At 74.4% G+C, this 26,543-nt stretch carries 20 protein-coding genes; 13 read left to right on the plus strand and 7 right to left on the minus strand.

Going from position 1 to position 26,543, the window contains the following annotated elements; translation table 11 throughout:
* Positions 1-62 precede the first annotated feature (62 nt).
* The gene (locus ACN9MM_RS05250; protein ID WP_426362529.1) at positions 63-1,097 is read right to left on the minus strand and encodes a LacI family DNA-binding transcriptional regulator; all 1,035 of its coding nucleotides are present in this window, start codon (positions 1,095-1,097) and stop codon (positions 63-65) included.
* A 94-nt stretch (positions 1,098-1,191) separates the two neighbouring features.
* Positions 1,192-1,521 (minus strand): putative quinol monooxygenase, encoded by a 330-nt coding sequence (locus tag ACN9MM_RS05255; RefSeq protein ID WP_382870858.1) that lies wholly within the window; start codon positions 1,519-1,521, stop codon positions 1,192-1,194.
* A gap of 573 nt (positions 1,522-2,094) precedes the next feature.
* Here ACN9MM_RS05255 and ACN9MM_RS05260 point away from each other — a divergent pair.
* The 3 genes from ACN9MM_RS05260 to ACN9MM_RS05270 all read left to right on the plus strand — a co-directional run bounded on the left by ACN9MM_RS05260 (position 2,095) and on the right by ACN9MM_RS05270 (position 5,767).
* Positions 2,095-3,891 (plus strand): VanW family protein, encoded by a 1,797-nt coding sequence (locus ACN9MM_RS05260; protein ID WP_426362531.1) that lies wholly within the window; start codon positions 2,095-2,097, stop codon positions 3,889-3,891.
* 104 nt (positions 3,892-3,995) lie between these two features.
* Positions 3,996-5,027 carry a serine hydrolase domain-containing protein gene (locus tag ACN9MM_RS05265; RefSeq protein WP_426362532.1) on the plus strand — a complete coding sequence of 344 codons (1,032 nt, stop codon included), beginning with the start codon at positions 3,996-3,998 and terminating at the stop codon, positions 5,025-5,027.
* Between the two features lie 98 nt (positions 5,028-5,125).
* On the plus strand, positions 5,126-5,767 hold the full coding sequence (locus ACN9MM_RS05270) for a GNAT family N-acetyltransferase (protein WP_426362533.1): 642 nt from the start codon (positions 5,126-5,128) through the stop codon (positions 5,765-5,767).
* On the opposite strand, the gene ACN9MM_RS05275 is transcribed toward ACN9MM_RS05270, so the two are convergent.
* The gene (locus ACN9MM_RS05275) at positions 5,761-6,303 is read right to left on the minus strand and encodes an AMIN-like domain-containing (lipo)protein (RefSeq protein ID WP_426362534.1); all 543 of its coding nucleotides are present in this window, start codon (positions 6,301-6,303) and stop codon (positions 5,761-5,763) included. The two genes, ACN9MM_RS05270 and ACN9MM_RS05275, sit on opposite strands and share 7 nt — an antisense overlap.
* Before the next feature lie 225 nt (positions 6,304-6,528).
* Complete coding sequence (locus ACN9MM_RS05280) at positions 6,529-9,564, minus strand: BTAD domain-containing putative transcriptional regulator (RefSeq protein ID WP_426362535.1); 3,036 nt, start codon at positions 9,562-9,564, stop codon at positions 6,529-6,531.
* A 138-nt stretch (positions 9,565-9,702) separates the two neighbouring features.
* On the opposite strand from ACN9MM_RS05280, the gene ACN9MM_RS05285 reads away from it, so the two are divergent.
* The 5 genes from ACN9MM_RS05285 to ACN9MM_RS05305 all read left to right on the plus strand — a co-directional run bounded on the left by ACN9MM_RS05285 (position 9,703) and on the right by ACN9MM_RS05305 (position 14,403).
* Positions 9,703-11,148, plus strand: a complete 1,446-nt coding sequence (locus ACN9MM_RS05285) for a glyceraldehyde-3-phosphate dehydrogenase (RefSeq protein WP_426362536.1) — start codon at positions 9,703-9,705, stop codon at positions 11,146-11,148.
* A 131-nt stretch (positions 11,149-11,279) separates the two neighbouring features.
* Positions 11,280-12,158: a DUF817 domain-containing protein gene (locus ACN9MM_RS05290; RefSeq protein WP_426362537.1), complete on the plus strand. Its 879-nt coding sequence runs from the start codon at positions 11,280-11,282 to the stop codon at positions 12,156-12,158.
* A 142-nt stretch (positions 12,159-12,300) separates the two neighbouring features.
* Positions 12,301-12,504: a cold-shock protein gene (locus ACN9MM_RS05295; protein WP_015031667.1), complete on the plus strand. Its 204-nt coding sequence runs from the start codon at positions 12,301-12,303 to the stop codon at positions 12,502-12,504.
* Positions 12,505-12,598: 94 nt separating this feature from the next.
* Positions 12,599-13,975 (plus strand): DEAD/DEAH box helicase, encoded by a 1,377-nt coding sequence (locus tag ACN9MM_RS05300; RefSeq protein ID WP_426362538.1) that lies wholly within the window; start codon positions 12,599-12,601, stop codon positions 13,973-13,975.
* Positions 13,976-14,061: 86 nt separating this feature from the next.
* Entirely contained in the window at positions 14,062-14,403 is a 342-nt protein-coding gene (locus ACN9MM_RS05305; protein ID WP_426362539.1) for a MazG-like family protein, read from the plus strand.
* A gap of 13 nt (positions 14,404-14,416) precedes the next feature.
* Here the strand turns inward: ACN9MM_RS05305 and ACN9MM_RS05310 are convergent, their stop codons facing one another.
* Positions 14,417-14,944, minus strand: a complete 528-nt coding sequence (locus ACN9MM_RS05310) for a hypothetical protein (protein ID WP_426362540.1) — start codon at positions 14,942-14,944, stop codon at positions 14,417-14,419.
* A 41-nt stretch (positions 14,945-14,985) separates the two neighbouring features.
* Positions 14,986-17,622 carry an MFS transporter gene (locus ACN9MM_RS05315; RefSeq protein WP_426362541.1) on the minus strand — a complete coding sequence of 879 codons (2,637 nt, stop codon included), beginning with the start codon at positions 17,620-17,622 and terminating at the stop codon, positions 14,986-14,988.
* 171 nt (positions 17,623-17,793) lie between these two features.
* Between ACN9MM_RS05315 and ACN9MM_RS05320 the strand changes: the two genes are divergently transcribed.
* Complete coding sequence (locus ACN9MM_RS05320; RefSeq protein WP_426368680.1) at positions 17,794-18,489, plus strand: NADPH-dependent F420 reductase; 696 nt, start codon at positions 17,794-17,796, stop codon at positions 18,487-18,489.
* Between the two features lie 20 nt (positions 18,490-18,509).
* Here the strand turns inward: ACN9MM_RS05320 and ACN9MM_RS05325 are convergent, their stop codons facing one another.
* Positions 18,510-19,055: a hypothetical protein gene (locus ACN9MM_RS05325; protein ID WP_426362542.1), complete on the minus strand. Its 546-nt coding sequence runs from the start codon at positions 19,053-19,055 to the stop codon at positions 18,510-18,512.
* 168 nt (positions 19,056-19,223) lie between these two features.
* Between ACN9MM_RS05325 and ACN9MM_RS05330 the strand changes: the two genes are divergently transcribed.
* Genes ACN9MM_RS05330 through ACN9MM_RS05345 form a run of 4 tightly spaced genes read left to right on the plus strand, consistent with a single transcriptional unit; the run spans position 19,224 to position 26,531 of the window.
* Positions 19,224-22,526, plus strand: a complete 3,303-nt coding sequence (locus ACN9MM_RS05330) for an AfsR/SARP family transcriptional regulator (protein WP_426362543.1) — start codon at positions 19,224-19,226, stop codon at positions 22,524-22,526.
* 6 nt (positions 22,527-22,532) lie between these two features.
* Positions 22,533-23,981, plus strand: coding sequence for a hypothetical protein (locus ACN9MM_RS05335; RefSeq protein WP_426362544.1), 1,449 nt, complete (start codon positions 22,533-22,535; stop codon positions 23,979-23,981).
* Positions 23,982-24,039: 58 nt separating this feature from the next.
* On the plus strand, positions 24,040-25,299 hold the full coding sequence (locus ACN9MM_RS05340) for an AAA family ATPase (RefSeq protein ID WP_426362545.1): 1,260 nt from the start codon (positions 24,040-24,042) through the stop codon (positions 25,297-25,299).
* Positions 25,296-26,531 (plus strand): DUF2201 family putative metallopeptidase, encoded by a 1,236-nt coding sequence (locus tag ACN9MM_RS05345; protein ID WP_426362546.1) that lies wholly within the window; start codon positions 25,296-25,298, stop codon positions 26,529-26,531. The genes ACN9MM_RS05340 and ACN9MM_RS05345 overlap by 4 nt, the downstream gene beginning before the upstream one ends.
* Positions 26,532-26,543: the final 12 nt, after the last annotated feature.

Consider the following 26,543-nt stretch of genomic DNA (forward strand, 5'->3'; position numbering starts at 1 on the left):
GGTCCATTCTCCGGGGCCCCGGGGAGGGCTGCATCTCGGCGCCCCGTGCCTGGCTTTCGGAGTCAGGAGGAGGCGCGGACCACCAGTTCCGTGGGGAGCATCCGGCGGGGCTGCTCGTCCGGGCCGCTCGGGGACACGATCTCCTGGAGGAGCAGGCGGGCCATGGTGCGGCCCATCTCCTCGATGGGCTGGCGGACGCTCGTCAGGGGCGGGTCCATGTGCCGGGCGACGGCCGAGTCGTCGACGCCGACGAGGGCCACGTCCTCGGGGACCCGGCGGCCCTCCTCGCGCAGTACGCTCCGGGCGCCGGCCGCCATCACGTCGGAGGCGGCGAAGACGGCGTCCAGGTCGGGGCGGCGGTCCAGGAGCTCCCGCATGGCGCGCCGGCCGCCCTCCTCGGTGAAGTCGCCGTGGGCGACGAGCGTCTCGTCGGGCGCGAGTCCGGCCTCCGTCAGGCCCTCGCGGTAGCCGTGGAGGCGGCAGCGTGCCACGTACATGTCGAGGGGTCCGGTGACGGTGGCGATCGCGCGACGGCCGCGGGCGGCGAGATGGGCGACGGCCGTCCGGCCGGCTCCGGTGTTGTCGGAGTCGACGAAGGCGACGCGCTCGGCCTCGGTGCGGCGGCCGTTGAGGACGGCGGGCAGGCCGAGAGCGCGCACCTGGTCGGGCAGGGGGTCGTCGCCGTGGACGGAGACGAGCAGGACGCCGTCGACGCGTTGCGCGGCGAGGTACTGCTCGAAGCGCTGCCGCTCCTGCTCGCTGCGGATGAGGGTGAGGAGCAGCTGCTTGTCGGCGTCGGCGAGTTCGGTGCTGACGCCGCGGATGATGTCGAGGAAGTACGGCTCCGCGAACAGCCGCGCCTCGGTCTCGGGGATCACCAGGGCGACGGCGTCGGTGCGGCTGCCTGCGAGGGCGCGGGCGGCCCGGTTGGGGACGTAGCCCAGCTCGGCGACGGCCCGTTCGACGGCGGCCTTGGCCTGTTCGCTCACCTTCGGGGAGCCGTTGATGACCCGGGAGACGGTGCCGCGGCCGACTCCGGCCCGGGCCGCGACCTCCTCGAGGGTGGGCCTGCCGGTCTGTCGCCCGCTCACCGCCATGTGCCGCTTCTCCCCTCGGGCCGCCGCCCCGCCTGCGTGTGCACGCGAACCTATCAGGCGGGACGGCGCCGCCCCGGGGATGCCGGGGGACGGCTCAGAGGCCGGTCGGGGACAGCTCGGCCATGGCGCCCCAGCCCTGCTGCGGGACCTCGACGTTGATGATCTCGGGGGTGGTGGCGATGGCTCCCGCCATGGCGGCGAGCCCGGCGGTGAAGTGCGGGGAGGCGACGTGGGCGGCACCCGCCTCGGCGTCGGCGAAGGCCTCCAGGAGGACGAAGACGTTCGGGTCGTCGACGCTGCGGGACCAGTCGAAGAAGAGGTTGCCGGGCTCCGCGCGGGTGGCGCGGGTGAAGTCGTCGACCAGGTCGAGCCAGCGGTCGGCGTGGTCGGGGCGGGCGGTGAAACGAACGGCGATGAAGATCATGCGCCCAGCCTGCGGGGCCGGGCCGCTCGAGTCCAATCGACCCGTCCGCCTCTGCCTGTGCCCGCGCCCGCTGCCGTCGTGCGGGCCCGCGCCCGGGTGGGCCGTCGCCCGCGCCCGTGTGGGCCTTCGCCCGCTGCCGTGTGGGCAATCGTCCCGCTGGGCGGGACGGGTGGGCACACGGGACGGCGCCCTTCGCGGCGCCTCCGCGTTCCGCGCCTGGGCCCGCACCACCAGCGACGGTGCACGGGGTGCGGGTCAGGGCGCGGAAGCCTTGGCCCGGCACGGGGCGCCGTTCCGTTGTGCCCACCCGTTCCGCCCCGGCGGAACGCATGCCCACAACGGGGCGCGCGCGGCCCAGGCGGAACGACTGCCCACAACGGGGCGGGCGCGGGCCCACAACGGGGCGGGCGCCGCGCCGGCGGAGTGCGGGACCACAACGGGGCTGGGGCACGTTCCGTGGCTGGAATGGGGCGCTCCGTATCGCCGCAGGTCAAACCGACCTTATGTGCAGAAGTCACTCTTTCGGCGTACCGTCGTCTGGTTGCCCTTTTCCTCGACGCCCCGGGAGAGCGCGTGCCCCGCTCCACGACCGACCATGCCCCGACGCCCCGCGAGGGGCGCCGTCTGCGGACGGCGGCGATCGCGACGGGTGTGGTCGCGGTCGCCGCGGGCGGCCTGTACGTGGCGGGGCTGCTCGCCACCGGGAACGACATATCCGCCGGCACCCGGGTCGACGGCGTGGACATCGGCGGCATGAGCCGCGCCGAGGCCGAGGCGAAGCTGACGGCCGCGGCCCCGGCCTCCTGGAAGGCGCCGATACCCGTGAAGGTCGGCGACCGCGCCACCACCGTGGACCCGGCCGCCGCCGGTCTGACCGTGGACGTGGCGAAGACCGCCGACGCGGCGGCGGACCCCTCCCGGGACCCCTTCACCGTCATCGGACGGCTCTTCTCCTCCGGCGAGCGCGAGGTCCGCCCGGTCTACGCGCAGGACGAGGCCAGGACCCGGGCCGCCGTGACCGAGCTGGCCAAGGAGAACGACCGGACGGTCCGCGAGGGATCCGTCGCCTTCCGCGAGGGCAAGGCCGTCGCGACCCAGCCGGTGACGGGCCGGAAGCTCGACGCCGGGCAGGCCGCCGAGACCCTCCGCGCGGCCTACCCGGCCGCCACGGGCGCCGCCGCGGTGACGCTCCCCGTCGCGGTGACCGAGCCGAAGCTGCCCGCCGCCGAGGTGTCCCGTTTCCTCGACACGTACGCGAAGCCCGCCCTCTCCGGCCCGGTGACGCTGACGGCGGGCGGCGAGCGGGTGCGGATCTCCGCCGCCACCCTCGGCGACCACCTCACGGTGAAGAACGACGGCGGACGCCTCTCCGCCGCCCTCGACGAGAACGCCCTGCTGCGCGACCCGGACGTGGCGCGTCCCCTCGCCGCACTGACGAACGCGCCCCAGGAGGCGTCCCTCGGGGTCCGGGACGGCAAGGTCGTCGTGGAGTCGGAGGGCCGGCCGGGCCACGAGGTGACCGCGAAGGCCCTGGGCGACGCCGTGCGCCCGCTGCTCACGAAGTCCGGCGACGCGGCCCGTACGGCTCCGGTGGCCACCACGGTCACCGAGCCCGAGCTGTCCTCCGGCTCCCTGGCCCGCCTGGGCATCAAGGAGCAGATGTCGACGTTCACGGTGAACTTCCCCGCCGCCCCGTACCGCACGACGAACATCGGCCGGGCTGCCGAGCTCATCAACGGCTCTCTGGTGCAGCCGGGCGAGGTGTGGAGCTTCAACAAGACGGTCGGCGAGCGGACCCCGGACAACGGCTTCGTCGACGGCACGATGATCCTCGACGGCCAGTACCGCTCGGCGCCGGGCGGCGGCGTGTCGGCCATGGCCACCACCGTCTACAACGCGATGTTCTTCGCCGGGGTGCAGCCCGTCGAGCACGGCGCGCACTCCTTCTACATCGAGCGCTACCCGGCCGGCCGCGAGGCGACCGTCGCCTGGGGCTCGCTCGACCTGAAGTTCCGCAACGACACGGGCAAGCCGATCTACATCAAGGCGGGCGCCACGGACTCCTCGGTCACCGTCAGCTTCCTCGGCACGAAGAAGTACGACTCCGTCGAGGCGGTCGCGGGCCCGCGCACCGACCTCACGCAGCCGACGAAGCGCGAGGGCACCGGCGAGGCCTGTGTCCCGCAGCCGCCCCTCGAAGGCTTCGACATCTCGGTGGACCGCGTCTTCAAGAACGGCGGCACCGAGGTCAAGCGGGAGACGTACAAGACCCACTACACCCCGCGCGACGAGGTGACCTGCAAGCCGGTCGCCGAGGACACGGGCCGGGACGGCGGCCAGGGCACCGGACAGGGCGCCGACCGCCGCTGACGGAAGGGTGTCTTCCCTCACGGCCGGGGCATGTCTTCGGAGCGCGGCCCGTCGCCCCCTTCGACGGGCCGCACCGAACCTCCCCGGACCGTCGGAGGCACGCCTTGGCACAGCGCAGCGACCCCTTCGAGCGGCTCCTCGGCGAGGCCGCGCGCGCGGGCACGTACCCGGGTGCCGCGTGGGCCGTGGGCGACGCCCGCACGACCCTCTCGTCCGGGGCGGTCGGGCTGCTCGACCCGGCGGACCCCGCCGGGCCGACCCGTCCGGACACGCTCTTCGACGTGGCGAGCCTCACCAAGATCCTCGCGGTCTGGGCGGTCGTCGGCACCCTCGTCGACGCCGGGAAGCTCGATCCGGCCGCCCCGCTGGACTCGTACTGGCCGGAGGCCGCGGGCCGGCCGCTCGCCGGCGCCAGCGCGCACCATCTCCTCACTCACACGGCGGGCCTGCCGCTCCGCGCCAATCTCCGGCACCTGTACGGCTCCGATCCGCAGGACGTCCGTGACGGCGTCCTCGCCGAGCCGCTCCGTCACCGGCCCGGGGCGGCCGTCGCGTACACCGACCGGGCGGCGCTGATCCTCGGCTACCTCGCCGAGCACCTCACCCGGCAGCCGCTCCCCCGGCTCGCCGGGGACCGGGTGTGGACGCCACTCGCCATGACGGAGACCCGGTACGGGCCGCTGCCCGCCGGGGTCGGCGAGCGGTGCGCGCCCACCGAGTACGACGAGGAGAGCGGAGCCCCGCTCCGGGGCACCGTCCACGACTTCTCGGCCCGGCTCCTCGGGGGCGCCTGCGGGATCGCGGGGGTCTTCACGACCACAGCGGACATCGGCCGGTTCCTGCGCCATCTGCTCGACCCGGTGCCCGGCACCTTCTCCGCCGAGTGGACGGCCACGTCGCTGCGCGTCCACACCGGCGGGCTCGTCCCGCCGCGCGGACTCTTCTGGCATCCGGCGCCCGGCACGCAACCCTCGGACGACGTCTGGGCGCACTTCGGCTTCACCGGTACGGGCCTGTGGGTGTCGCCGGCGCGGGACCGCTGGGCCGTTCTGCTCACCAACCGGCTCCGCCTCACCCGCGACCCCGGCCCCCTCGCCCGGGTCCGGGACACCTTCCGGAGCCTGGTGTTCAGCTGACAGGCGATCGGAATCGAGATGCCGACACCGCCCGCGTTCTGCAACCCTGCACCCCGATCGAACGATCTTCGACAGGGACACGAACGGGGTGCGGATCGATGGGCTTCACAGGGGAAGGGCCGGTTCTGGAGGGCGCGTTCGTACGCCTGGAACCGCTGGGACACCACCACGCCGCCGGGCTCGCGGAGGCCGCGGAGGAGAACCGGGACACGTACGGCTTCACGTGGGTGCCGGAACGGGACGCGTTCGGGGCGTACGTCGACGGGCAGCTCGGCCGCGCCGCCGACGCCTCCGTCGTCCCGTTCGCGCAGGTCGACCCGGCGACCGGCCGGGTGCTCGGCGCCACCGCGTTCCTGGACCCGCGCCCCTGGCCCTCGGGGGAGGGCCTGAGCGCGGTCGAGATCGGCTACACCTGGCTCGCCGTCTCCGCCCAGGGCACGGGGGTGAACACCGAGGCCAAGTACCTCCTCTTCCGGCATGCCTTCGAGAGCTGGGGCGTGGCCCGGGTCGACCTCAAGACCGATGCCCGCAACGCCCGTTCCCGGGCGGCGATCGCGGCCGTCGGCGCGATTTTCGAGGGCGTCCTCCGGAACTTCGCCCGCTCCTGGGCACCGGGCGAGGACGGCCGCCTGCGCGATTCCGCCGTCTTCTCGATCATCGCCGAGGAGTGGCCCGGACGCCGGGCGGCGCTCGAAGAGCGCCTGGCCCGCGTCCGGGAGCGGCGCGCGCCGGCTCAGTGATAGACGTCGATCACGAGGCGGTTGGGGCTGGTGAGGGTGAAGACCCGGTAGCTGCTGTGGCCGCCGAGGGCCAGACCGAAGCGGAAGTACCCCTCGTGTCCGCCGGCCAGGGCGTAGCCCTTCACGGAGGGGAGGGCGAGCTGCTGCACGCCGGGGCCGGTGAACGAGGTCTGGCCGGTGGTCGTCAGGTTGTTCACGCCCATCAGCTGGAGGGTCAGGTAGGACGTGCCCTCCAGCGGGACGCGCCTGGGCTCGCCCTCGGCGTTGTCGGTGTAGATGCCCGAGGTGTCGACCGAGGTGTTCAGGACGGTCGGGAGGGCGGGACCTCCCAGGTCGACCACGACCCGGTCGAAGTCCGGGTGGGCGCCGGTCCGTACGGCGAGGAAACAGGCCGACTCGCACTCCGGGGTGGCGGAGACCGCGGCGGGCGCCGCGGTCGTGGCGGCGGAAGCCGTCGGGACCGGGCCGGCGAGCAGGGCGGAGGCGAGGGCCCCGCCGAGGGCGAGGAGACGCAGGGGTGTTGCGGACGCGGGCATGCCGAACTCCGTGACGGGGGAAGGGACGTGGGAAGGAGGTGGGAACGGGGAGGTGGGCGGGCGTCGCGGCCCGCCGGTATCCCGAACCCTAGGGCCGGAGGCCCTCTCCCCCACCGTCCCGGCCGTCTCCAGGACGTCCCGGGCTCCCCCGGTTCGCGGTCCGGGACGCCCGCCCGCCCCTCCTCTAACCCCCGTCCTCTATCCCCCTCCTCTATCCCCCGTCCTCTACCGCTCGTCCCGGAGGGCCTGGGACGCGAGGTCCTTCAAACCCTCCAGGCACACGTCGACCTGCTTGGCCAGGTTGTGCCGGCGCGCGAGCTCCAGGCACGACTCCCAGGTCTCGCGGGCCGCCTCCCACTCCCCGAAGTGGTGGTGGGCCCGGGCCGTGAAGACCAGGCAGTCCGCCGTACCGCCCTGGTCGTTCATCCTGAGCCGGATGGAGAGCGCCTCGGCCAGGGACTCGAACGCCGCGTCGCGTTCTCCGAGGATGCGCAGCACGTCGCCGTAGTTGGTGAGGACGGTGGCGAGGAACACCCCGTGGCCGCTGCCCCTGACCAGCTCGATCACCCGGCGGTAGTCCGCGGCCGCGAGTCCGGGCTCGCCACGCAGCTTGCGGACGTCGGCGATGCGGCTCAGGAGGAGCGCCTCGCCGCGGGTGTTCCCCACCTCGTGGTAGAGGTCGCGGGAGCGTTCGGCGTGCACGAGCGCCTGCGCGGAATCCTCGCTCTGCAGGTACACCGCCGCCATGTTCCCGAGGATCGACGCCTGGGCCGCGAGATCGCCGCGCTCGGTGAAGAGGTCCAGGGCGATCCCGAGGTGCTCCAGGCAGGCCTCGTTCCGGTAGGCCATGCCGTGGGCGACGGCCGTGCGCCGGTGCAGCCACGCCTGGCCGAGCCGGTCGTCGTGGGCGCGGGCGATCCGCATGGCCTGCTCCAGGCAGGCGTCCCACTCCCCCGTCCACCAGTGCGTGCTCGCGTGCCCGAAGAGGCCCACCGCGAGCCGCCAGGCGATGTCGGAGCGGCCCAGCTCCCCGGCGAGGGTGAGGGCGTCCCGGACGGCCGGCAGCTCCCTCGCGGTCCACCGGATCGCCTCGTCGTCGTCCCCGAACTCGGGCAGCGAAAGCCTCTTCACGGTCTCCGCGTCGAGCGGCGGCGGGGACTGCGTCTCGCGGGTGGCCGCCAGCGTCGCGGCCGCGAGGGCCGCGGCGTACCAGGAGAGCAGGCGGAGGAGGGCCGTGGTGCGCTCCTCCTCGGTGTCCTCCTCGTCCCGCTGCGCCGCGTACTCGCCGAGCAGGTCGTGCAACTGGTACCGGTCGGGCTCCGGGTTGAGGACGAGGTGGGCGTCGGCGAGGACGTCGAGTACGGCGGCGGCCCGGGGCTCCGTGACGTCGAGGAGCGCCGCGGCGGACTGCGGGGTGACGGCGTGCGCCGACCACACCCGGCCCAGCAGCCTGAAGGCCCGGGCCGCCTCGCGCTCCAGGGGCTGGTCGCTGTCCCGCATGGCCACGTAGCTCATGGCGAAGGTGCGCCGGACGTCGAAGTCCCCCATGGCGAGGGTGTCGAGCCGGCCCTGGTGCGGCGTGAGCCGTTTCGCCAGGAGCGCGAGCGGCCAGGAGGGCCGGGAGGCCAGCCGGCCGCCGACGATGTGCAGGGCGAGCGGCAGGCCCCCGCAGGCGGCCATGATGTCGGCCAGCGCCTCGGGCTCGCTGCGGACCCGGGCGGACCCGGCGAGCTTGGCGAGGAGTGCGTGCTGGTCGGACTCGGGCAGCGGGGAGAGCGGCACCTTGGCGGAGCCCGGCAGGTCGGCGAGCAGCTGACGGCTGGTGATCAGTGCGGCGCTCTCCCCGCCGGCGGGGAGCAGGGGGGCCACGTGGGCGGCGTTGCGCGCGTTGTCGAGGACCAGGAGCACTCGGCGCTCGGCGAGCGCCGAGCGGAAGAGGAGGGCGCGGTCGTCGGTGTCCTCGGGCAGTGCGTCCTGGTGGACGCCCAGGTCGGACAGGAACCGGGCGAGCAGTTCGTGGGCCGTGCGCGCCCCGCCCACGCAGTAACCGCGCAGGTCGGCGTAGAGGGCACCGTCGGGGAAGGCCTCGCGCACCCGGTGGGCGACGTGCACCGCGAGGGCGGTCTTTCCGACGCCGCCCATGCCGGAGATGACGACGGCCCGGGCGCGGGAGGGCGTGCTCGGCCCGCCGTCCGCGCCCGTGCCGCCTACGGCGCCCACCCCGCCGGGTCCGGACCCCGCGCCCGCGTGGCCGACCGCGCCGACGCCGCCGGAGCCGGTGTCGGAGCCCGTGCCGGTGCCCGCGCCCCGGCCCGTACCCCCGTCACCGCCCGTTCCGGGCTGCTCGGGGCCGGTCCGGCCGGTCCCGGCGCTCCCCTCTCCCCGTACTCCGAGCAGGGCCCGGACGGCTGCCACCTCGGCCGCCCGGCCCGTGAAGGCGTCGCCCTCGCAGGGCAACTGGAAGGGCGGGCGGGCGGAGGCGGACCGGGGGCGGGGCGCGGGTTCTCCCGCGAGCACCTCGGCGTAGGCCTCCCGGACGGCGGAGCCGGGTTCCGTGCCGAGCTCCTCGACCAGGTTGCGGCGCAGCCGGTGGAAGACGGAGAAGGCCTCGGCCTGGCGTCCGGAGCGGTGCAGGGCGAGCATGAGCCGCCGGTGGAAGCCCTCCCGCAGCGGGTGCTCGCCGGCCAGGGTGGTGAGCGGGGCGACGGCCTCGTGGTGGCGGCCGAGGCACAGTTCGGCGTCGAAGCTCCACTCCAGGGCCTGGAGGCGCGCCTCCGCGAGCTGGTGGACCCGGAGTGCGGGCGCCTCGGTCTCGGAGAAGGGGGCGAGATCCGCGAGCGGACTGCCGCGCCAGAGGCACAGGGCGAGGTCGGTCTCCCGGCGGACCGCCTCCCAGTCCTCCTCCTGGTGCGCCCGGCGTACCGCGCGGACCCCGGTCTCGAAGGCGTCGGCGTCGAGCTCGCCCTCGTGGACGATCAGCTGGTAGCCGGGGGCCACGGTGCGCAGGCGCTCGTCGGTGCCGCCGTCGGCGGTGGCGAGGACGCGGCGGAGCCGGGTGAGGTGGTTGGCGAGGGCGGCGTCGGCGCTGGCGGGGACCGCGTCGCCCCAGAGGGCTTCCTTGAGGGCGTCCCGGGAGACCGTGCGGTTGGCCTGGAGCAGCAGTGCGGCGAGGAGTACGCGGACCTTGGGGCCGGTCACCGGCCGCGGTTCCGTCCCGTCGTGGACGACGAGCGATCCGAGCAGCCCGAACTTCACCACCATGCCCCCGCATCAAGGTAGGCGGGCCCGCCCGCCTGCGGCGGATCCCGACGGTCCCCATCGTACGGTTCGGCACCCCTTGATTGATCAAACCAGCCACGGGTTACCATATGAGCGCCGCCTAGCTCGAAAGATAATCTTGTGACTGTCAATGACGACTCGTTCACCAGTTGGAAGAACCGCGAGGAGATCGCGGAGTCGATGATCCCGATCATCGGGAAGCTGCACCGGGAGCAGGACGTCACCGTCCTGGTCCACAGCCGCTCCCTGGTGAACAAGTCGGTGGTCAGCATCCTCAAGACCCACCGCTTCGCCCGGCAGATCGACGGCGAGGAGCTCTCGGTCACCGAGACGCTGCCGTTCCTCCAGACGCTCACGACCCTCGACCTGGGCCCCTGCCAGATCGACATCGGCGTGCTCGCCGCCGACTACAAGACCGACGACCGCGGTCTCTCGGTCGCGGAGTTCACCGCGGAGGCCGTCGCCGGCGCCACCGGTGAGAACAAGATCGAGCGCCGCGACGGTCGCGACGTCGTCCTGTACGGCTTCGGCCGCATCGGCCGCCTCGTCGCCCGCCTCCTCATCGAGAAGGCCGGCTCCGGCAACGGTCTGCGCCTGCGCGCGATCGTCGTCCGCGGCGGCGGCGAGCAGGACCTCGTGAAGCGCGCCTCGCTGCTGCGCCGCGACTCCATCCACGGCCAGTTCCAGGGCACGATCACGGTCGACGAGGCGAACAGCACCATCGTCGCCAACGGCAACACGATCAAGGTGATCTACGCCAACGACCCCTCCGAGGTCGACTACACGGCGTACGGCATCGACAACGCCATCCTCATCGACAACACCGGCAAGTGGCGGGACCGCGAGGGCCTCTCCAAGCACCTGCGCCCCGGCATCGACAAGGTCGTCCTGACCGCGCCCGGCAAGGGTGACGTGCCGAACATCGTGCACGGCGTCAACCACGACACGGTCAAGCCGGACGAGCAGATCCTGTCCTGCGCCTCCTGCACCACCAACGCGATCGTCCCGCCGCTGAAGGCCATGGACGACGAGTACGGCGTGCTGCGCGGTCACGTGGAGACGGTCCACTCGTTCACGAACGACCAGAACCTGCTGGACAACTACCACAAGGCCGACCGTCGCGGCCGTTCCGCGCCGCTCAACATGGTGATCACCGAGACCGGTGCCGCCTCGGCCGTCGCCAAGGCGCTGCCGGACCTGAAGGCCCCGATCACCGGCAGCTCGATCCGCGTCCCCGTCCCGGACGTCTCGATCGCGATCCTGAGCCTGCGCCTGGGCCGCGAGACCACCCGCGAGGAGGTCCTCGAGTACCTCCGCGACGTCTCGCTGCACTCGCCGCTGAAGCGCCAGATCGACTTCACCACGGCCCCCGACGCCGTCTCGATGGACTTCGTCGGCTCGCGCCACGCGTCCATCGTCGACGCCGGTGCGACCAAGGTCGACGGCGACAACGCGATCCTGTACCTGTGGTACGACAACGAGTTCGGCTACTCGTGCCAGGTCATCCGGGTCGTCCAGCACGTCTCCGGCGTGGAGTACCCGACCTTCCCGTCCCCGGCGGTCTGATCTCCCCCTCGCACAGCGAAGCGGCGCGCCGCACCCTCCCGTCCGGGGGTGCGGCGCGCCGCTTCGTTCCGTCTGGCCCGGCCCGGCCCGGCCCGCGAACCGATCACGGGCCGCCCGGCGTCCCTCCCGCCATGAACACGTTCACGTACGGAACGCGTCAGCTGCTGCGCTTCGCGGTCCTGGAGGCGCGCTGCTGCGCCTTCGCCCTCGCGCTCGTCGGCGGCATAGCCGTCTCGTCGCTGCTGCCCGACCTGCCGGTCGCCCGCTACGACCTGCTGCTCCTGTACGGCATCGGGCTCACCGTCCTCGCGTGGCGGGTCGGCTGGGACTCCGGCCGGGACGTCGCCGTGATCGCCGGCTGCCATGCCGTCGGGCTCCTCTTCGAGCTGATCAAGGTGCGGATGGGCTCGTGGAGCTATCCGGAGGACGCCCTGACGAAGTTCGGCGGGGTGCCGCTGTACGGCGGATTCCTGTACGCGGCGCTCGGCAGCTACGTCTGCCGGGCCTGGCGCCTGTTCGACCTGCGGCTCACGGGCTACCGGCCCCGCGTCACGGCGGCCCTCGCCGGGGCCGTGTACGTGAACTTCTTCAGCCACCACTGGCTGCCCGACGCCCGCTGGGCGCTCGCCGCGCTGCTCCTGGCCGCGACAGCGGGGACCTGGGTCCGCTTCCGGGTCGGCGGGAGCGACCTCCGGATGCCGCTGGCCCTGTCCTTCGTCCTGATCGGCTTCTTCCTCTGGGTCGCCGAGAACGCGGCCACGTACGTCGGCGCCTGGAGCTATCCGGACCAGCTGGACGGCTGGCAGCCGGTCTCCCTCGCGAAGTTCGGCGCCTGGGCGCTGCTCGTCACGGTCACCTTCGTCCTGACCGTACGGGGCGGCCAGGGGCGCGCTCACGGAGCGTCCGCACGGAAGCGACTCTCGGCTATACGGACTAATCGGGCATTCTTCGTGCGCGACCGGGAGCGTCGTGCTACAGTAGTGATCAGTTGCAGTCGTGGTTCCCATTGAGCTGACAAGTGCCTTCGACGATTCGACATCGTCAGGCACTTGATGTGTTTTCGGTGCAGTTTTCCGGACGGGGCAATCATCACGGCGACGCCGGGTGCCGCACAGTGCGGTCCCCAGGGCTACGCCCCGAAGGAGATTTGACATGGCTAATGGCACCGTGAAGTGGTTCAACTCGGAAAAGGGCTTCGGCTTCATCGAGCAGGAGGGTGGCGGCCCGGACGTGTTCGCCCACTACTCCAACATCGCCACCTCCGGCTTCCGTGAGCTCCAGGAAGGCCAGAAGGTGACCTTCGACGTCACGCAGGGCCAGAAGGGCCCGCAGGCGGAGAACATCCTCCCCGCCTGACGTTGACACGTCCGACGCGGCCGGAGCCCCACCCTCGTGGTGCGGGCTCCGGCCCGTCGCATTTTCCAGACCTTTCCGACGGACCAGGTGCCGCATGAACACCACGCCCCGCACGGACGCCTCCCCGGCGGCCGTGACCTTCGCCGCGTTCGGCCTGCCGGCCGACCTGCTCGCGGAGCTGACCCGCCGCGGTGTCGAGGCGCCCTTCCCGATCCAGGCCGCGACGCTGCCGGACGCCCTCGCGGGCCGCGACGTCCTCGGACGCGGGCAGACCGGCTCCGGCAAGACGCTGGCGTTCGGGCTGCCGCTGCTCGCCCGCACCGCCGGTCGCCGGGCCGAGGCCCGCAAGCCCCTCGCCCTGGTCCTGGTCCCCACCCGTGAACTCGCCCAGCAGGTCGCCGACGCCCTCGCCCCCTACGCCGAGGCCCTCGGGCTGCGTCTGGCCACCGTGGTCGGCGGCATGTCGATCGGACGGCAGGCCGGCGCGCTGCGCGACGGGGCCGAGGTCCTGATCGCCACCCCCGGCCGGCTCATGGACCTCGTCGAGCGCAAGGACTGCCGTCTCGACCGGGTGGCCGTCACCGTCCTCGACGAGGCGGACCGGATGGCCGACATGGGCTTCCTTCCACAGGTCACCGAGCTGCTCGACCAGGTGCCGCACGGCGGCCAGCGGCTGCTGTTCTCGGCCACGCTCGACCGTGACGTCGACGAGCTGGTCGAGCGCTACCTCCAGGACCCGGCCGGCCACTCCGTCGACCCCTCGGCCGCGGCCGTGTCCACGATGGAGCACCACGTGCTGCACGTGCACGGCGCCGACAAGTTCGCCACGGCCACGGAGATCGCCGCGCGCGACGGACGCGTGATCATGTTCCTGCACACCAAGGCCTCCGTCGACCGCTTCACCAAGCACCTCCTCGGCAGCGGCGTGCGGGCCGCGGCGCTGCACGGCGGCAAGTCCCAGCCGCTGCGGACCCGGACCCTGGACCGCTTCAGGACCGGCGAGGTCCCCGTCCTGGTCGCCACCGACGTGGCGGCGCGCGGCATCCACGTCGACGAGCTCGACCTCGTCGTCAACGTCGACCCGCCCGCCGACTCCAAGGACTACCTCCACCGCGGCGGACGCACCGCGCGCGCCGGGGAGTCCGGGGTCGTCGTCACCCTGGTCACGGACGAGGAGCGCCGGGACGTGGCCCGGCTCATGGCGGAGGCGGGCATCCGGCCCACCGTCACCCGGGTCCGCTCCGGCGAGGCCCAGCTGACCCGTATCACCGGCGCACGGAAGCCCTCGGGCGTACCGGTCGACGGCAGCGCGCCGAGCCAGGAGGGCATCAAGCGCGGTGGCGCGGCCTTCCGGGGCATGGGCACCGTCCCGGGCCGCCCGGGACGCGCGAAGAACGAGTCCCGCCGCGCCGCCGAGGCCCGCAAGACGGCCGAGGCCCGCCGGGCCGCGAAGATCCGCCGGGGTGGCTGACCGGATCCCCCGGAGCGTCTCGATCCCGTGTGTCCGTCCTCGTTCCCGTTCGTTGGTCCCGGTGACGGACGGACGAGGGAGGGCCCATGAAGGACGGCACGCCGTGGGACACGATCGGTTCGCTCGCCGCGTTGTTCGCGCGGCTGGACTCCGAGCGCGGGCTGACGCTGGACGAGCAGTGGACCCTCCAGGTCCTCAAGCTCTCCGAGGAGGTCGGTGAGGCCGCCCAGGCCGTCATCGGCGTCCGGGCGACGAACCCCCGGAAGGGCCGCAGCCACAGCTGGGAGCACGTCCAGGAGGAGGTCGCCGACGCCGTGATCACCGGGATGGTGGCACTGGCCCGGATGCGGCCCGACGACCCTGCCGCGTACCTGGCGGCCGTACTCGCGGAGAAGTCCGCGAAGTTCCTCCCCGGCACCGGACCCTGAACCGGCGACGCGGTCAGGGCGTGGCGGCGGTGTGCTCCTGGAGGAAGGCGCCCGCGTAGGCGGCGGCCTCTTCCCTGGTCCCGTACCGCGCGTCCGCACCGGCCGTGCCCTGCTCCCCGTCGGCACCCCGGCCGGTCCACGTCCACCGGCCGGAAGCGGTGTCCTGCGTGAGTTCGGCCGTGCCCCCGAAGAGTTCGAGGGCGATCGGGGCCGTCGGGGGGGTGCGGACGACGGCGTCGGGCCACTTCTTGCGGGCACCCTGACGGGTGATGCCCCACGCCGCACCCATCTGCTCGTAGCTCGCGCCGTACGATCCGGCGGTTCCGGCCGCCGTAGCGGTCAGACGCTTGACCTCGGCGTCCACGAGCTTCCAGGTGGCGAGTACGGACAGGGCCACCTCGGCCGGGTCCCCGTCCCACATGCGGTGTTCGGGGAGACCGGTCGCGCGGGAGCGGATCGCCGAGGCGAGCGGATTAAGGGCTTCGAGGAGGGCCGTGTCGAGCGCGGTCTGCTCTTCGGGCGTGATCTCAGGAACCGTCATGCGACAACCATAGTTCACTTGCCCTCGAATGGAAACTAAAGTTACCGAGCCTGTTCCGTGGGCCTCTTCGTCACCAGGAGGCCCGAGAGGAGGGCCGCCAGGGCCAGGAGGCCGGTCACCGACCAGAGGATGACGGAGTAGCCGTCCAGGACGGCCGCGTTCGCGCGTTCGACCGCGCCGGCCAGGGAGGCCGGGAGGTTGTACGGGTCGATCAGGACACCGCTCCTGATCGCCTCCGCCACGAGCGGCGGCATGTCCGAACCCTGCTCCAGGCTGCCCGAGATCATCGAGGCGAGGACGTTGCCGAACAGCGGAACGGCGAGACCGGCGCCGACGGTCTGGGCCGCAAGGACCGTCCCCGCCGTGCCGCCGGAGCCCCGGGGGCCGTTCGCGCCGGTCGCGGTGGCGAGCAGCGGGCCCAGGGCCAGACCGAGGCCGAGTCCCAGCAGGAGGAGGGCGGGCAGTACCAGCGCGGCGTACGAGCTGTCGGCCTCCAGGCGGGCCAGGAGCCCGACGCCGAGGGCCGCGAGGACGAGCCCCGGGACGATCAGATGGCGCGCGGCGAGCCGGGCCTGGAGGGGACCGGAGACCAGGGCCGCCACGAGGACCGCGCCGGCCATGGGCAGGACGGCGAGGCCCGTCGAGAACGGGCTGTCGCGCAGGGCGCCCTGGAGGTACAGGACCAGGATCAGGAACACCGTGGGCGTGCTCGCGCCGACGAGGAGGAGGGCGAGGAGCGACCCGGCGCGGTCACGGTCCCGGAAGAGCCCCGCCGGAACGAGCGGGCCGCTCGACCAGGTCTGCCACCACACGAAGGTCGCCAGGAGCGCCCCGCCGAGCAGCAGCAGGAGCACGGTCAGGAGTGAGGCCCAGCCGCTGCCGCCGGAGCCCGCCGAGCCGTACCCCCCTTCGGCCTGGTGGAAGCCGAGCAGGAGGGCGGCCAGTGCGCCGGTGCCGAGCAGCAGGCCCGGCACGTCGAGGCGGGCGGAGGCACGGTCGGACCGGTCGTCCGTCAGCCGGACGGCGGGGATCACGGCGACGAGCGCGAGCGGGACCGTGCCGTACAGGGACCAGCGCCAGCTGAGCGCCTCGGCCAGCCACCCGCCCGTGAACGTGCCGATGGCCAGGCCGCCACCCGCGATCACCGCGTAGACCCCGAAGGCCCTGCCGCGCTCCCTCGGGTCGGTGAAGCCGCCCGCGACCAGCGCGAGCGCGGCCGAGGAGAGCAGTGCCGCGAACACGCCCTGGAGGACGAACGCCGTGATCAGCACGCCGGCGGCGGGAGCGAGCCCGCCGAGCACGGAGGCCCCGGCGAATCCCGCCAGGCCGATGATCGCGGCCCGCTTGCGGCCCAGGAGGTCGGTGAGGTGTCCGCCGAGCAGGAGCAGGGAGCCGAACGCGAGCCCGTACGCCAGGGGCATCATCCGCAGGTCATCGACGGAGAGCCCGAGGTCGGCCTGGATGACCGGCAGCGCCGCGTTCGTGCCGGAGGAGCCGACGAGGACCAGGAACTGCGCCAGCGCGGCGACGGCGAGGCCCGCCCATCGCCGGGGCGACGGGCCCGCCTGACCGTCGGGTGCCGTGGGTGCTCCCCACGCGCCGGGCACGGCGTCTACGGCGGGCCCGAACCCTGGCGGAACCGCGCCCCCGCCGACCGGGGCCGCCGGGGTGTACGCGGGGTGCGAAGGGTACGTCGGGGGCTGGACGGGGTGCTGGGCCGGGATCCGCGGGTCCACCGGTGTCACCTGCGGCTCGGGCGCCCCTGGCGACTCCCGGGCCTCCGGCGCGAAGTCCAGCAACTGGGCAGCGCGACGGCCCAGTTGGGCCAGCACGGAGCCCGGAAGCCACTCCTCGGCTCGGTCCGTCACCGTGCGCGCCGCCACGTCGGCGGGTGTCGGCCGGCGCGCCGGGTCCTTGTGCAGGCACTCCCGTACGAGATCGACCAGCGAGTCCGGCACGCCCGTCAGGTCCGGCTCGTCCTCCGCGATCCGGAACAGGTGGGCGCTGAGGCCGGTGTCCGTGGCTCCGAAGAGGAGCCGGCCGGTGGCCGCGTACACGAGGACCGCGCCCAGGCAGAACACATCGCTGGCCGGGGTGAGTTCGAGCCCGCGCACCTGCTCGGGCGACATGAAGCCCGGCGAGCCGATGAGCATGCCCGTCCGGGTGTGGAGGCTGTCCCCGCCCAGGCCGTCCATGGCCCGCGCGATGCCGAAGTCGATCACGCGCGGCCCGTCGACGGTCACCAGCACGTTGGACGGCTTGAGGTCGCGGTGGATCAGCCCCGCCCCGTGCACGGACTGCAGCGCCACGGCGAGCCGGTTGGCGAGGGTGCGCACCGAGTGCTCGGGCAGCGGACCGAAGTCCCTCGCCACCACGGCGGTCAGGTCGGGTCCCGGAATGTACTGGGTCGCCACCCAGGGCACCGGCGCCTCGGTGTCGGCGTCGAGCACCGCGGCCGTCCACTCCCCGCCCACCCGCCGGGCGGCCTCCACCTCGCGTGCGAAGCGCCGGCGGAACTCGGGGTGCTGGGCGTGCTCCGCCTGCACCACCTTCACGGCGACCGTCCGCCCGGCTTCGGACCGGCCGAGGTACACCAGTCCCATCCCGCCCTCGCCCAGCCGGGCGATCAGACGGTACGGGCCGATGCGTGTCGGGTCTTCGGTGATCAACTGGTCCACGACAGCAACATAGTTGAGTCGCACCCGGGCCCGTGCGGGATCACCCGAACCACGGGCCACATCACGACGCCGTGCGACCACTCCCCGGCCTCCTGCTCCACTGGTTCGGAAGAAACGCCCCCGTCGCGGCGTTCGGACTCACCGACGGGGAGCTCGCTGGCCCCGGTCAGGATCCGGTCCGCCCGCACCCACGAAGGACAGCTCATGAAGATCGGCATCATCGGCGCAGGCAACATCGGCGGCAACCTCACCCGCCGTCTCACCGCCCTCGGCCACGACGTGTCCGTGGCCAACTCCCGCGGCCCCGAGACCCTCACGGCCCTCGCCGAGGAGACCGGAGCGACCCCCGTCGCCGTGACCGAGGCGGCACGCGACGCCGAGCTCGTCGTCGTCACCATCCCGCTGAAGAACATCCCCGACCTGCCCGAGAAGGTGCTGGACGGAGCCGCCGAGGGCCTCGTCGTCGTCGACACCGGCAACTACTACCCCAAGGAGCGGGACGGCCGCATCGCCGCCATCGAGGACGAGGGCCTCACGGAGAGCCGGTGGACGCAGAACCACCTGGGGCACCCGGTCGTGAAGGCCTTCAACGGCACCTACGCGCAGGACATCCTGGAGCGGCCCCGCCCGGCCGGTGACCCCGACCGCCTCGCCGTGCCCGTCGCCGGCGACGACGAGACCGCCAAGAACACCGTCCGCGCGCTGATCGACGAACTCGGCTTCGACACCGTCGACGCCGGCGGCATCGACGAGTCGTGGCGCCAGCAGCCCGAAACCCCCGTGTACGGGCTGCGCGCCGGCGTCGACGCCGTCGTCAAGGCCCTCGCCGAGGCCACCCCCGAGCGCCCGGCCGGCTTCCGCGCCTGACGACAGGCCCTGGGGGGTGTCTAGCCCGCGACGCGCTCGCCGGACGCGTCGGCGACGACGATCTGCAGGTGCGCGGGGGCGTACCTGCGCGCCTTGCCCACCATCTTCCGCAGGTCGAACTTGTCGCGGAGGACGGCGACATGGATCGGCGCGGGCATGGCCGGGTCGTGCGCGGCAGGGGCCGCGCCCGCCGGCAGGGAGGCGCCGGGGCGCAACCGCGCGCCGATCAGGACCCGCGTGCCGCCCTCCGGTGTGGCCACGACGAGCTGCGTGACATCGCTCCAGGGCAGCGGGACCGTGCCGAACCGGGCGCCGGCCGCGTCGAACTGGAAGGCCGTACGCCTGTTCTCGTACCAGGAGACGATGAAGGGGACGGCGGCGACGATCACGACGCCGCCCTTCATGTCGAGCGCCCAGCCGAGCAGGACGGCGAGCGCGACGACGCCCACGATCGCTCCCCACAGCCCCGCCTGGTCCCGCGCCGAGAACGGGTGGGTGACCCGGTAGCGCTCCCAACGGCCGGCGCGGCGGGTGGGCCGCGCGCCGGGCGTGCCGGCCTGTGCCATGACGCTCACTCCTTCTGTCGACGACGCGGGTCGGCTGCCGCCCCCACGGCGGCAGCCGGCCCGACGGCGCCCACCCTGACGCCGCCCGCTGCAAGGCCGATGAAATGCTGCTGAAGCGAAGGTCTTGGGAAGCGGTGCGGGCACCGCGCGCACGGGGGACGTGGGGGCGTGGACGTGAGTGTGGAACCGGAGGACCGTGGCGCGGGCCCGGCCGAAGCCGGCGGGTCCCTGCGGATCGACCTGCTCGGGCCGGTCAGGGCCCGGCGGGGCGACGTCCCCGTCCCCCTCGGTCCGGTACGCCGCCAGGCCGTGCTCGCCGCCCTCGTCCTGCGCGCCCCGGGCTTCGTGACGTACCGGCAGCTCCTCGACGACGTCTGGGGCGCCGAACCGCCGGGCACGGGCCACCGCGTCCTGCCGAGCTACGTCTACGCGCTCCGCAGGGCACTGGACCCCGCGGACTCCGGGCCGGACGGGTCTGTGATCGGCGGCGGGCGCGGCGGCTACCGCTTCGAGCCCTCCGGGGCCCGCACCGACCTCGCCGAGCTCGCCGAGCGGGTGGTGCTCGCCCGGCACGCGAAGTCCTCCGGCGACCTCGCCGGCGCCCTCGACGCGGGCGGCCGGGCCCTCGCGCTGCTCAGCGGCGAGCCCCTGCCCGGCCTGCCGGGGCCGCTCGCCGACACCGAGCGGCAACGGCTCACCCGGCTGCGCCGGGTGCTGCACCAGGAGCGCGCGGAGTGCCTCGTCCTGCTCGGACGCCACTCGGAGGCCCTGGACGGCCTCATGGCGGCGCCCCTGGCCCTGCCGTACGACGAACCCCTCGCCGCACTGCGGATGCGCGCGCTCTACGGCAGCGGGCGGCAGGCCGAGGCGCTGGCCGTCTACCGTGAGACCCGCGACCGGCTCCTCGACGAACTGGGCGTGGAGCCCGGCGAGGACCTGCGCCGCGTGCACCAGGCGGTCCTGCGCCGGGACGAGGCGCTGCTGCTCGGCCGGGGAGAACGGGACCGGCGGGCATCCGCCGACGCCCTGCGGGACGCCTCCGAGGCGGACCGGACGCCCGGCACCGGAGGGACCGTGCGCCCCGGCGGGTACGGCGCAGTGGACGCGCCTCGCCGAGGCGGCGCAGCCGGTGGTGCCTCCGAGATGGGCTCAACCGGCGGTGTCACCGGGCCTGTTCCGACCGGCGAGGCGGGCGGAGCCGTTCGCCCCGCCGAGTCCGTCGCTTCCGGCGCCGTCGGCGTGGGCGACACGCGCGGTGCGCCCGGGGCGACCCTTCTCCCCCGGCGCAACGAGCTCCCCGGCGACATCGCCTGTCTCGTCGGGCGCGGGGCCGAGCTCGCGCTCCTCACCGCTCCCGTCCACCCCGGCGCCGTGTCCGTCATGACCGTGGACGGGACGGCGGGCGTCGGCAAGACCGCGCTCGTCGTGCGCGCCGCCTGGGCGCTCGCGGGCGACCACCCCGACGGGTGTCTGTTCGTGGACCTGGAGGCGCACGGTGCGGGCCCGCACCGGGCCCTGCGCCGACTGCTCCGCACGGTACGGGGCGGCGGCGAGGAACTCCCCGTGGCCCCGGACGCCCCGGACGCCACGGACGACCTGGACGACCTGGTCACGGCCTGGCGCGCGGCCACCAGCGGGCTGCGGCTGCTCCTCGTCGTGGACGGCGCCCGCGGCGCCGAGCAGGTCCGTCCGCTGCTGCCCGCGGGACCGGGGAGCCGGGTCCTCGTGGCGGGGCGACAGCGGCTGCCCGGCCTCGACGCCGACGTACGGCTCACCGTGGAGCCCCTGGCCGCCGAGGACGCGCTCGGCCTGCTCCGCACCCTCCTCGGGGAGGTGCGGGCGGACCGCGAGCCCGAGGCCGCCCTGGAGCTCACCCGGCGCTGCGGCGGCCTGCCGCTCGCGCTGCGGATCGCGAGCGCCCGGCTGCAGAACCGCCCGTCGTGGACCCTGGCGTTCCTGGCCGGCCGGATGTCCGACGACACACGGGGCCTCGGCGAGCTGCGCGCGGAGGACCGCAGCGTGGAGGCCGCCTTCCGGCTCTCGTACGACCGGCTCGAACCCGAACTTCGTCGTGGCTTCAGGGCGTTGGGGGTGGTTCCGACTGTCCGTTTCGACGGGCTCGGTCTCGCCGCCGCACTGGACAGGCCCCGTACCGACGCGGAGGGGATCCTGGAGGACCTGGTCGACGCGAGTCTGCTCCAGGAGCCGCATCCCGGCCGCTACCGGCTGCACGATCTCGTCCGGGTCCACGCCCGGCAGCTCGCCGCCGCCTCGCCCGTGGAGGCGGCTGCGGACCGCGCGGCCGTCCTGCGTCTCTACTCGGCGGCCGGCCGGCTCGCGGGCGACTGGGGCCCGGACGCGTTCCCGACCGGCCCCGAAGCCGCCGAAGCCCCGTTCGCCGACGGGCGGGAGGCCTCCGCGTGGCTGGACGCGGCGGGCGGCGAGCTGGTCGACGTCGTGGCGTACGCGGTGGCCGCCGGGGAGTTCGACCACGCCTGCTGGATCGCCGAGGCCCTGGTCGACCACCTGCTGCGCCACGGCCAGCACCTCGAGTGCCGGACCGTCCTGGAGCTCGCGCTGGGGTGCGCCGACCGGGCCGGTGACCGGCGGATGCCGGCTTCGCTCCGCAACTGCAGGGGCTTCGTCGACGTCCATCAGGGACGGTTCCGGCAGGCGCACGCCTGGTTCACCGATGCGCTGCGCCTCAGCCCCGGCGACACCGGCCCGCGAGATCGGGCCCGGGCCATGGCCGGCATCGGTGTCGCCGAGTGGACGCGGGGCCGCGTCGAGGAGGGGACGGCGTGCCTGGAGCAGGCGGCCGGCCTCGCGGCGGGACTCGGCGACGACTGGCTGACCGGCGTCGTGAGCTGCAACCTCGGCGCGATCCACCACGGACAGGGTCGCCACGAGCAGGCGCTGGAGCTGTACTCCGCCGCCCTCGCGCTGGCCGAGCGGAGCGGACGGCCCCGCACGATCAGCAGCGCTCTGTGTTTCGTCGCCGAGGCCCTCCTGGCGCTGGGCCGGACCACGGAAGCCGTCGGCCTGCTGCGGCGGGCGGCGGACCTCGCCCGCGAGGCCGACGACGCGCCGCTCCGCGCGGCGGCCCTCTCCCGGCTCGCGACCGCCGAGCACGCCGAGGGCCGGCTGCGCGCCGCTGTCGACACCCACCACGAGGCCCTGTCGACGCTCACCGGACACACCAGCACCTGGCTGGAGATGGAGGTCCGCACCCGGCTCGGCAGCACGTACGCGGCGGCGGGCCGTCGCGCCGAGGCGCACCAGGAGTTCAGGACCGCCCTCTCCCTGCCCGACGCCGTGGACCATCCCCGGCCGTACGAGCGGGCACGTGACGGACTGGCCGACACGGGTGACCACGAAAAAGCCCGTGCCGTCATCGGCGGGACGTCGTACGATGATCGCGATGACGACTCACCTCCTTCACAGATCGGGGGTCCCGTCCGCGCAAGGTGAGTGCTGATGACCACTCCCTCCGCGTACGAGGATTCCCACCTCTCCCGCTGGCTGCGCGTGCGCGAGTTCGCCGTGCCGCCCTCCATGATCGAGACCGCGACCACCCGCCGTGAGGCCGGGGACTGGGCGGGGGCCTGCGCCGCCGCACACGTCGACGTGGATCTCGACCTCCGCGCACTGGCACGGAGTCACGGCACGGAACTCGCGTCCCGCGTGCGGGCCGATCTGCGCCGGCTCGCCCCGGATCTGCTGCGCTGGCACATGCCGAGGATCGCCCCGGACGGGCTGCTGCGCCCGGGTCTCACCGTCGCCCTCTCCCGGTACGGCACCGGCGGAGGCGACGGCACGAGCGCCCTGCGTCTGGTCGCCCGGACCGCCCCGGCCTGGGCGGACTCCGGACAGCGGATCAGCCTCGCCCTCTGGGGCCGGTCCCCGTCCGGCACCGGCCCCGCGTGGTCCCCTCCGCATCCGCATCCGCACCCCCGGTTCCGGCTCGACCTGCACCGGCACCTCTGGGACGCGAGCCGGTCCGGTGAACTGCGGACGCGCTCCGGGGCCGACGGACCGTCCGTCGCCCCGCCCGGGCCGGATCTGCCGTGGGACGGACTCTCCTGCGCCGTGGACCGGTGGGCCGACGAGGCGGCGATCCTGCTGCGCGCCGAGGGCCGGCCGGCGGGCCCCGTGTCCGTACGCCTGGGCAGGGGGCGCCGGTTGCTCCTGGACGCCGACCCGTCCGAGGAGCCCGGCCGCCCGCCGTCCCCGGCCGTTCCGCGGACCGAGCCCGCCCGGCGCGGCTCCGACCGGGTGCCCGTCCTGCCCGACGCGGCGACCTGGCTGCCGCCCGACCTGGAGCTGCTGCGTGCCGGTCTCGTCGAGGCGGGGCGTCTGCACCCACTGGTCGCCGCCGCGCTCGTACCCGGCCACGTACCGACCGGGCCGTCCCTGCCGCCCGACCGGGCGGGGGCGCCGCGCCTCGTCGAGTGCCGGGGTGCCGTGCACCGGATCGGCCTGGTCGACGGGGTGCTGACACCGCTCGACCACGACCCGGCCGAACTCCGCCGCGAGGAGCTTCTCGTCGCGCTGACCGGCACCGCGCTCCCCTGCGTCAGGGCCGTCGACGAGGCGCACCGGCGCCCGGACTGCCTCCGGGGTGTCCGCGAGCGGCTCGACCACGGTGACGTGGCCGGGGCGCTGGCCGTCGTCGAGGGCCTCCTCGGTCCCGCCGCGCTGCTGCGTGACGGGGCGCTCCGGGACGCGCTGGAGGCAGCGGCGGATCGGCGCGTCACGTACGGGCTCTACCGGGCCGGGCTCATCGGCCCCTCGCCGGACCGGCCGCTCGTGGCGCCGTCCTCCCTGTCCACCCGCCGAACACGTCCGGACAGCCGCCGTACGCGCGCGCGTGGCGCGCGCCCGCGCCACGCCACGTCCGCCTTCCCCTCCTCCTCGCCCCGCTGATCCTCGCCCCGCTGACGGAGACCCCGTCTCCCCTTCTTCCTCCCCCAGGTGATCCTCCATGCCCGCACCCGTGTCCTCCGCCTCTCCCTCCACCCCGCCCCCGTCCGGGGAACTCGACGTCGCCGGGGCCCTGTTGTCGCTGCTCCGCGACACCGCGACCGAGCCCCGGACCGATCCCCAGCTGGAGGCGCTGACCCTGGCGGTCGCCGCCGACCTGCCGGTCCTCCTGTGGGGCGAGCCGGGGATCGGCAAGACCGCGGCCCTGACGCAGCTCGCCGCCTCGCTCGGCCTTCCCCTGACCACGGTCATCGCGAGCGTGCACGAGCCCACCGACTTCTCCGGTCTGCCGGTCGTCGGTGACGACCCCGGGGAACAGGGCGTGCCGATGGCGCCGCCGGAGTGGGCCGTACGTCTGGTGCGGGCGGGTCGTGGCCTGCTGTTCCTGGACGAGCTGTCCACCGCTCCCCCGGCCGTCCAGGCCGCCCTGCTCCGGCTCGTCCTGGAGCGGCGGATCGGGACCCTGGTCCTACCGCCCGACGTGCGGATCGTGGCCGCCGCCAATCCCCGGTCCTCGGCGGCCGACGGCTGGGAGCTGAGCCCGCCGCTCGCCAACCGCTTCGTCCATCTGCGGTGGACCCACGACACCGAGGTCGTGGTGCGCGGCCTCGGCGGCACCTGGCCCCGCGCCACGCTCCCCCGGCTCGACCCGGAGCGGCTGACGGAGGCCGTGGACGTCGCCCGGCGGGCGGTCTGCGGTCTGCTGACGGCCCGCCCGGCGCTCGTGCACCGGCTGCCCGGCGCCGAGACGATGCGGGGCGGTGCCTGGCCCTCGCCCCGGAGCTGGGACATGGCGCTGAGGCTCATCGCCTTCGCGACCGCCGCCGGTGCCTCACGGGACGTGCTCTCGCAGGTGGTCCGGGGCGCCGTCGGGGACGGGCCGGGACTCGAACTCCTGGCCTGGCTGGACCGGATGGACCTCCCGGATCCCGAACTGCTCCTCGCCGATCCCGAGGGCGCCGATCTGCCCGAGCGGGGGGACCGCCGCCTGGCGGCCCTGGAGGGGGTCGTGGAGGCGGTGGCGCGGCGCCCGGAGAAGTCCCGCTGGGACGCGGCGTGGGCGCTGCTCGCCCGGGCCCTGGAGTCGGGTCCACCGGATCTGGTGGTGGTGCCGGCGACGACGCTTGCGGGGCTGCGCCGGGAGGACTGGGACGTTCCGGCGTCGATCGAGCGGCTCGCCGGTGTCGTGTCCCTGTCCCGGCGCGCGGACCGGGCGGGCGGGCGCGTGCCGGCGGGCGCGACCGCAGGGGCGGGGCGGTGAGCGCGGTGGCCGCGTTGGACCTGGAGAAGCTGTACGCCGCCCGTCTGCACGCCGTACGTGTCCGGCCGTATCTGGCGACCGCGCTGTTCGCCCTGCACACCGTGGAGTCGCGGGACGTGCCGACCATGGCGGTGGACCGCCACTGGCGCTGTTACGTCTCGCCGTCGTTCGTCGACCGGACCCCGGTGCGCGAGCTCGCCGGGGTGTGGGTGCACGAGGTGACGCACCTGCTCCGCGACCATCACGGGCGCAGCGACCGGGTGGCGCGGGAGCGCGGTCTGACGGGTCCGGGCGAGCGGCTGCGGATGAACATCGCAGCGGACTGCGAGATCAACGACGACGTGTTCGACGGCGGGCTGCCGAGGCCCGAAGGGGCCGTCCATCCCGGGATGCTGGGGCTTCCCGAGGGGGAGCTCATGGAGGACTACCTGCGGCAGTTCCAGCTGGGTCCGCGGACCAGGGACGCGGGCTGGCTGGACTGTGGCAGCGGCGCCGACGGCCGGGAACGGGAGTGGGACCTCGGGGCGGACGGCGCCCGCGGGCTCAGTGCCCAGGAGCAGGACGCCGTACGGTTCCGGGTGGCCGAGGCGATCACGGGCCGTCCGGGCAGGACGCCGCAGGGCTGGCGGCGGTGGGCCGAGGAGGCGTTCCATCCGCCGCAGGCGTGGCGGGAGTTGCTGGGGGCGGCCGTCCGGTCGGCGGCCCACGGTTCGGGTTCCGGGGACGACTACGTGTACGGGCGGCCGTCCCGGCGCTCGGCCTCGGTGCCCGGCGCCGTGCTGCCGAGCCTGCGGCGCAGCCCGCCGCGGGTCTCCGTCGTCATCGACACCTCGGGTTCGGTCAGTGACGGCGAGCTGGGCAGCGCGCTCCTGGAGGTCGCGGCGATCGCCCGGGCCGTGGGCGGCCGGCGCGACCTGGTCACCGTGCTGCCCTGTGACGCGGCGGCGCGGATCGTCCATCCGCTGTGCCGCGCGGAGGGCATCCCGCTCCTGGGCGGCGGCGGCACGGATCTGCGGACCGGTTTCGCCGCGGCGCTGCGGGCGCGCCCGCGCCCGGACGTGCTCGTGGTCCTGACCGACGGTCAGACGCCGTGGCCGGCGGCGCGGCCGGCCTGCCGGACGGTGGTGGGGCTGTTCCCGCGCTCGCGGAGGTTCCGTTCGTGGGACGAGGACGATCCCGACCACGTCCCTGCCGGGCCGCCGGACTGGGCCCGGGTGGTCGAGATCGGATAGCCGGCGCCCGGG

Origin of the sequence: Streptomyces sp. E-08, assembly GCF_049913095.1 — a bacterium.
In the GTDB taxonomy this organism is placed as follows: Bacteria; Actinomycetota; Actinomycetes; order Streptomycetales; family Streptomycetaceae; genus Streptomyces.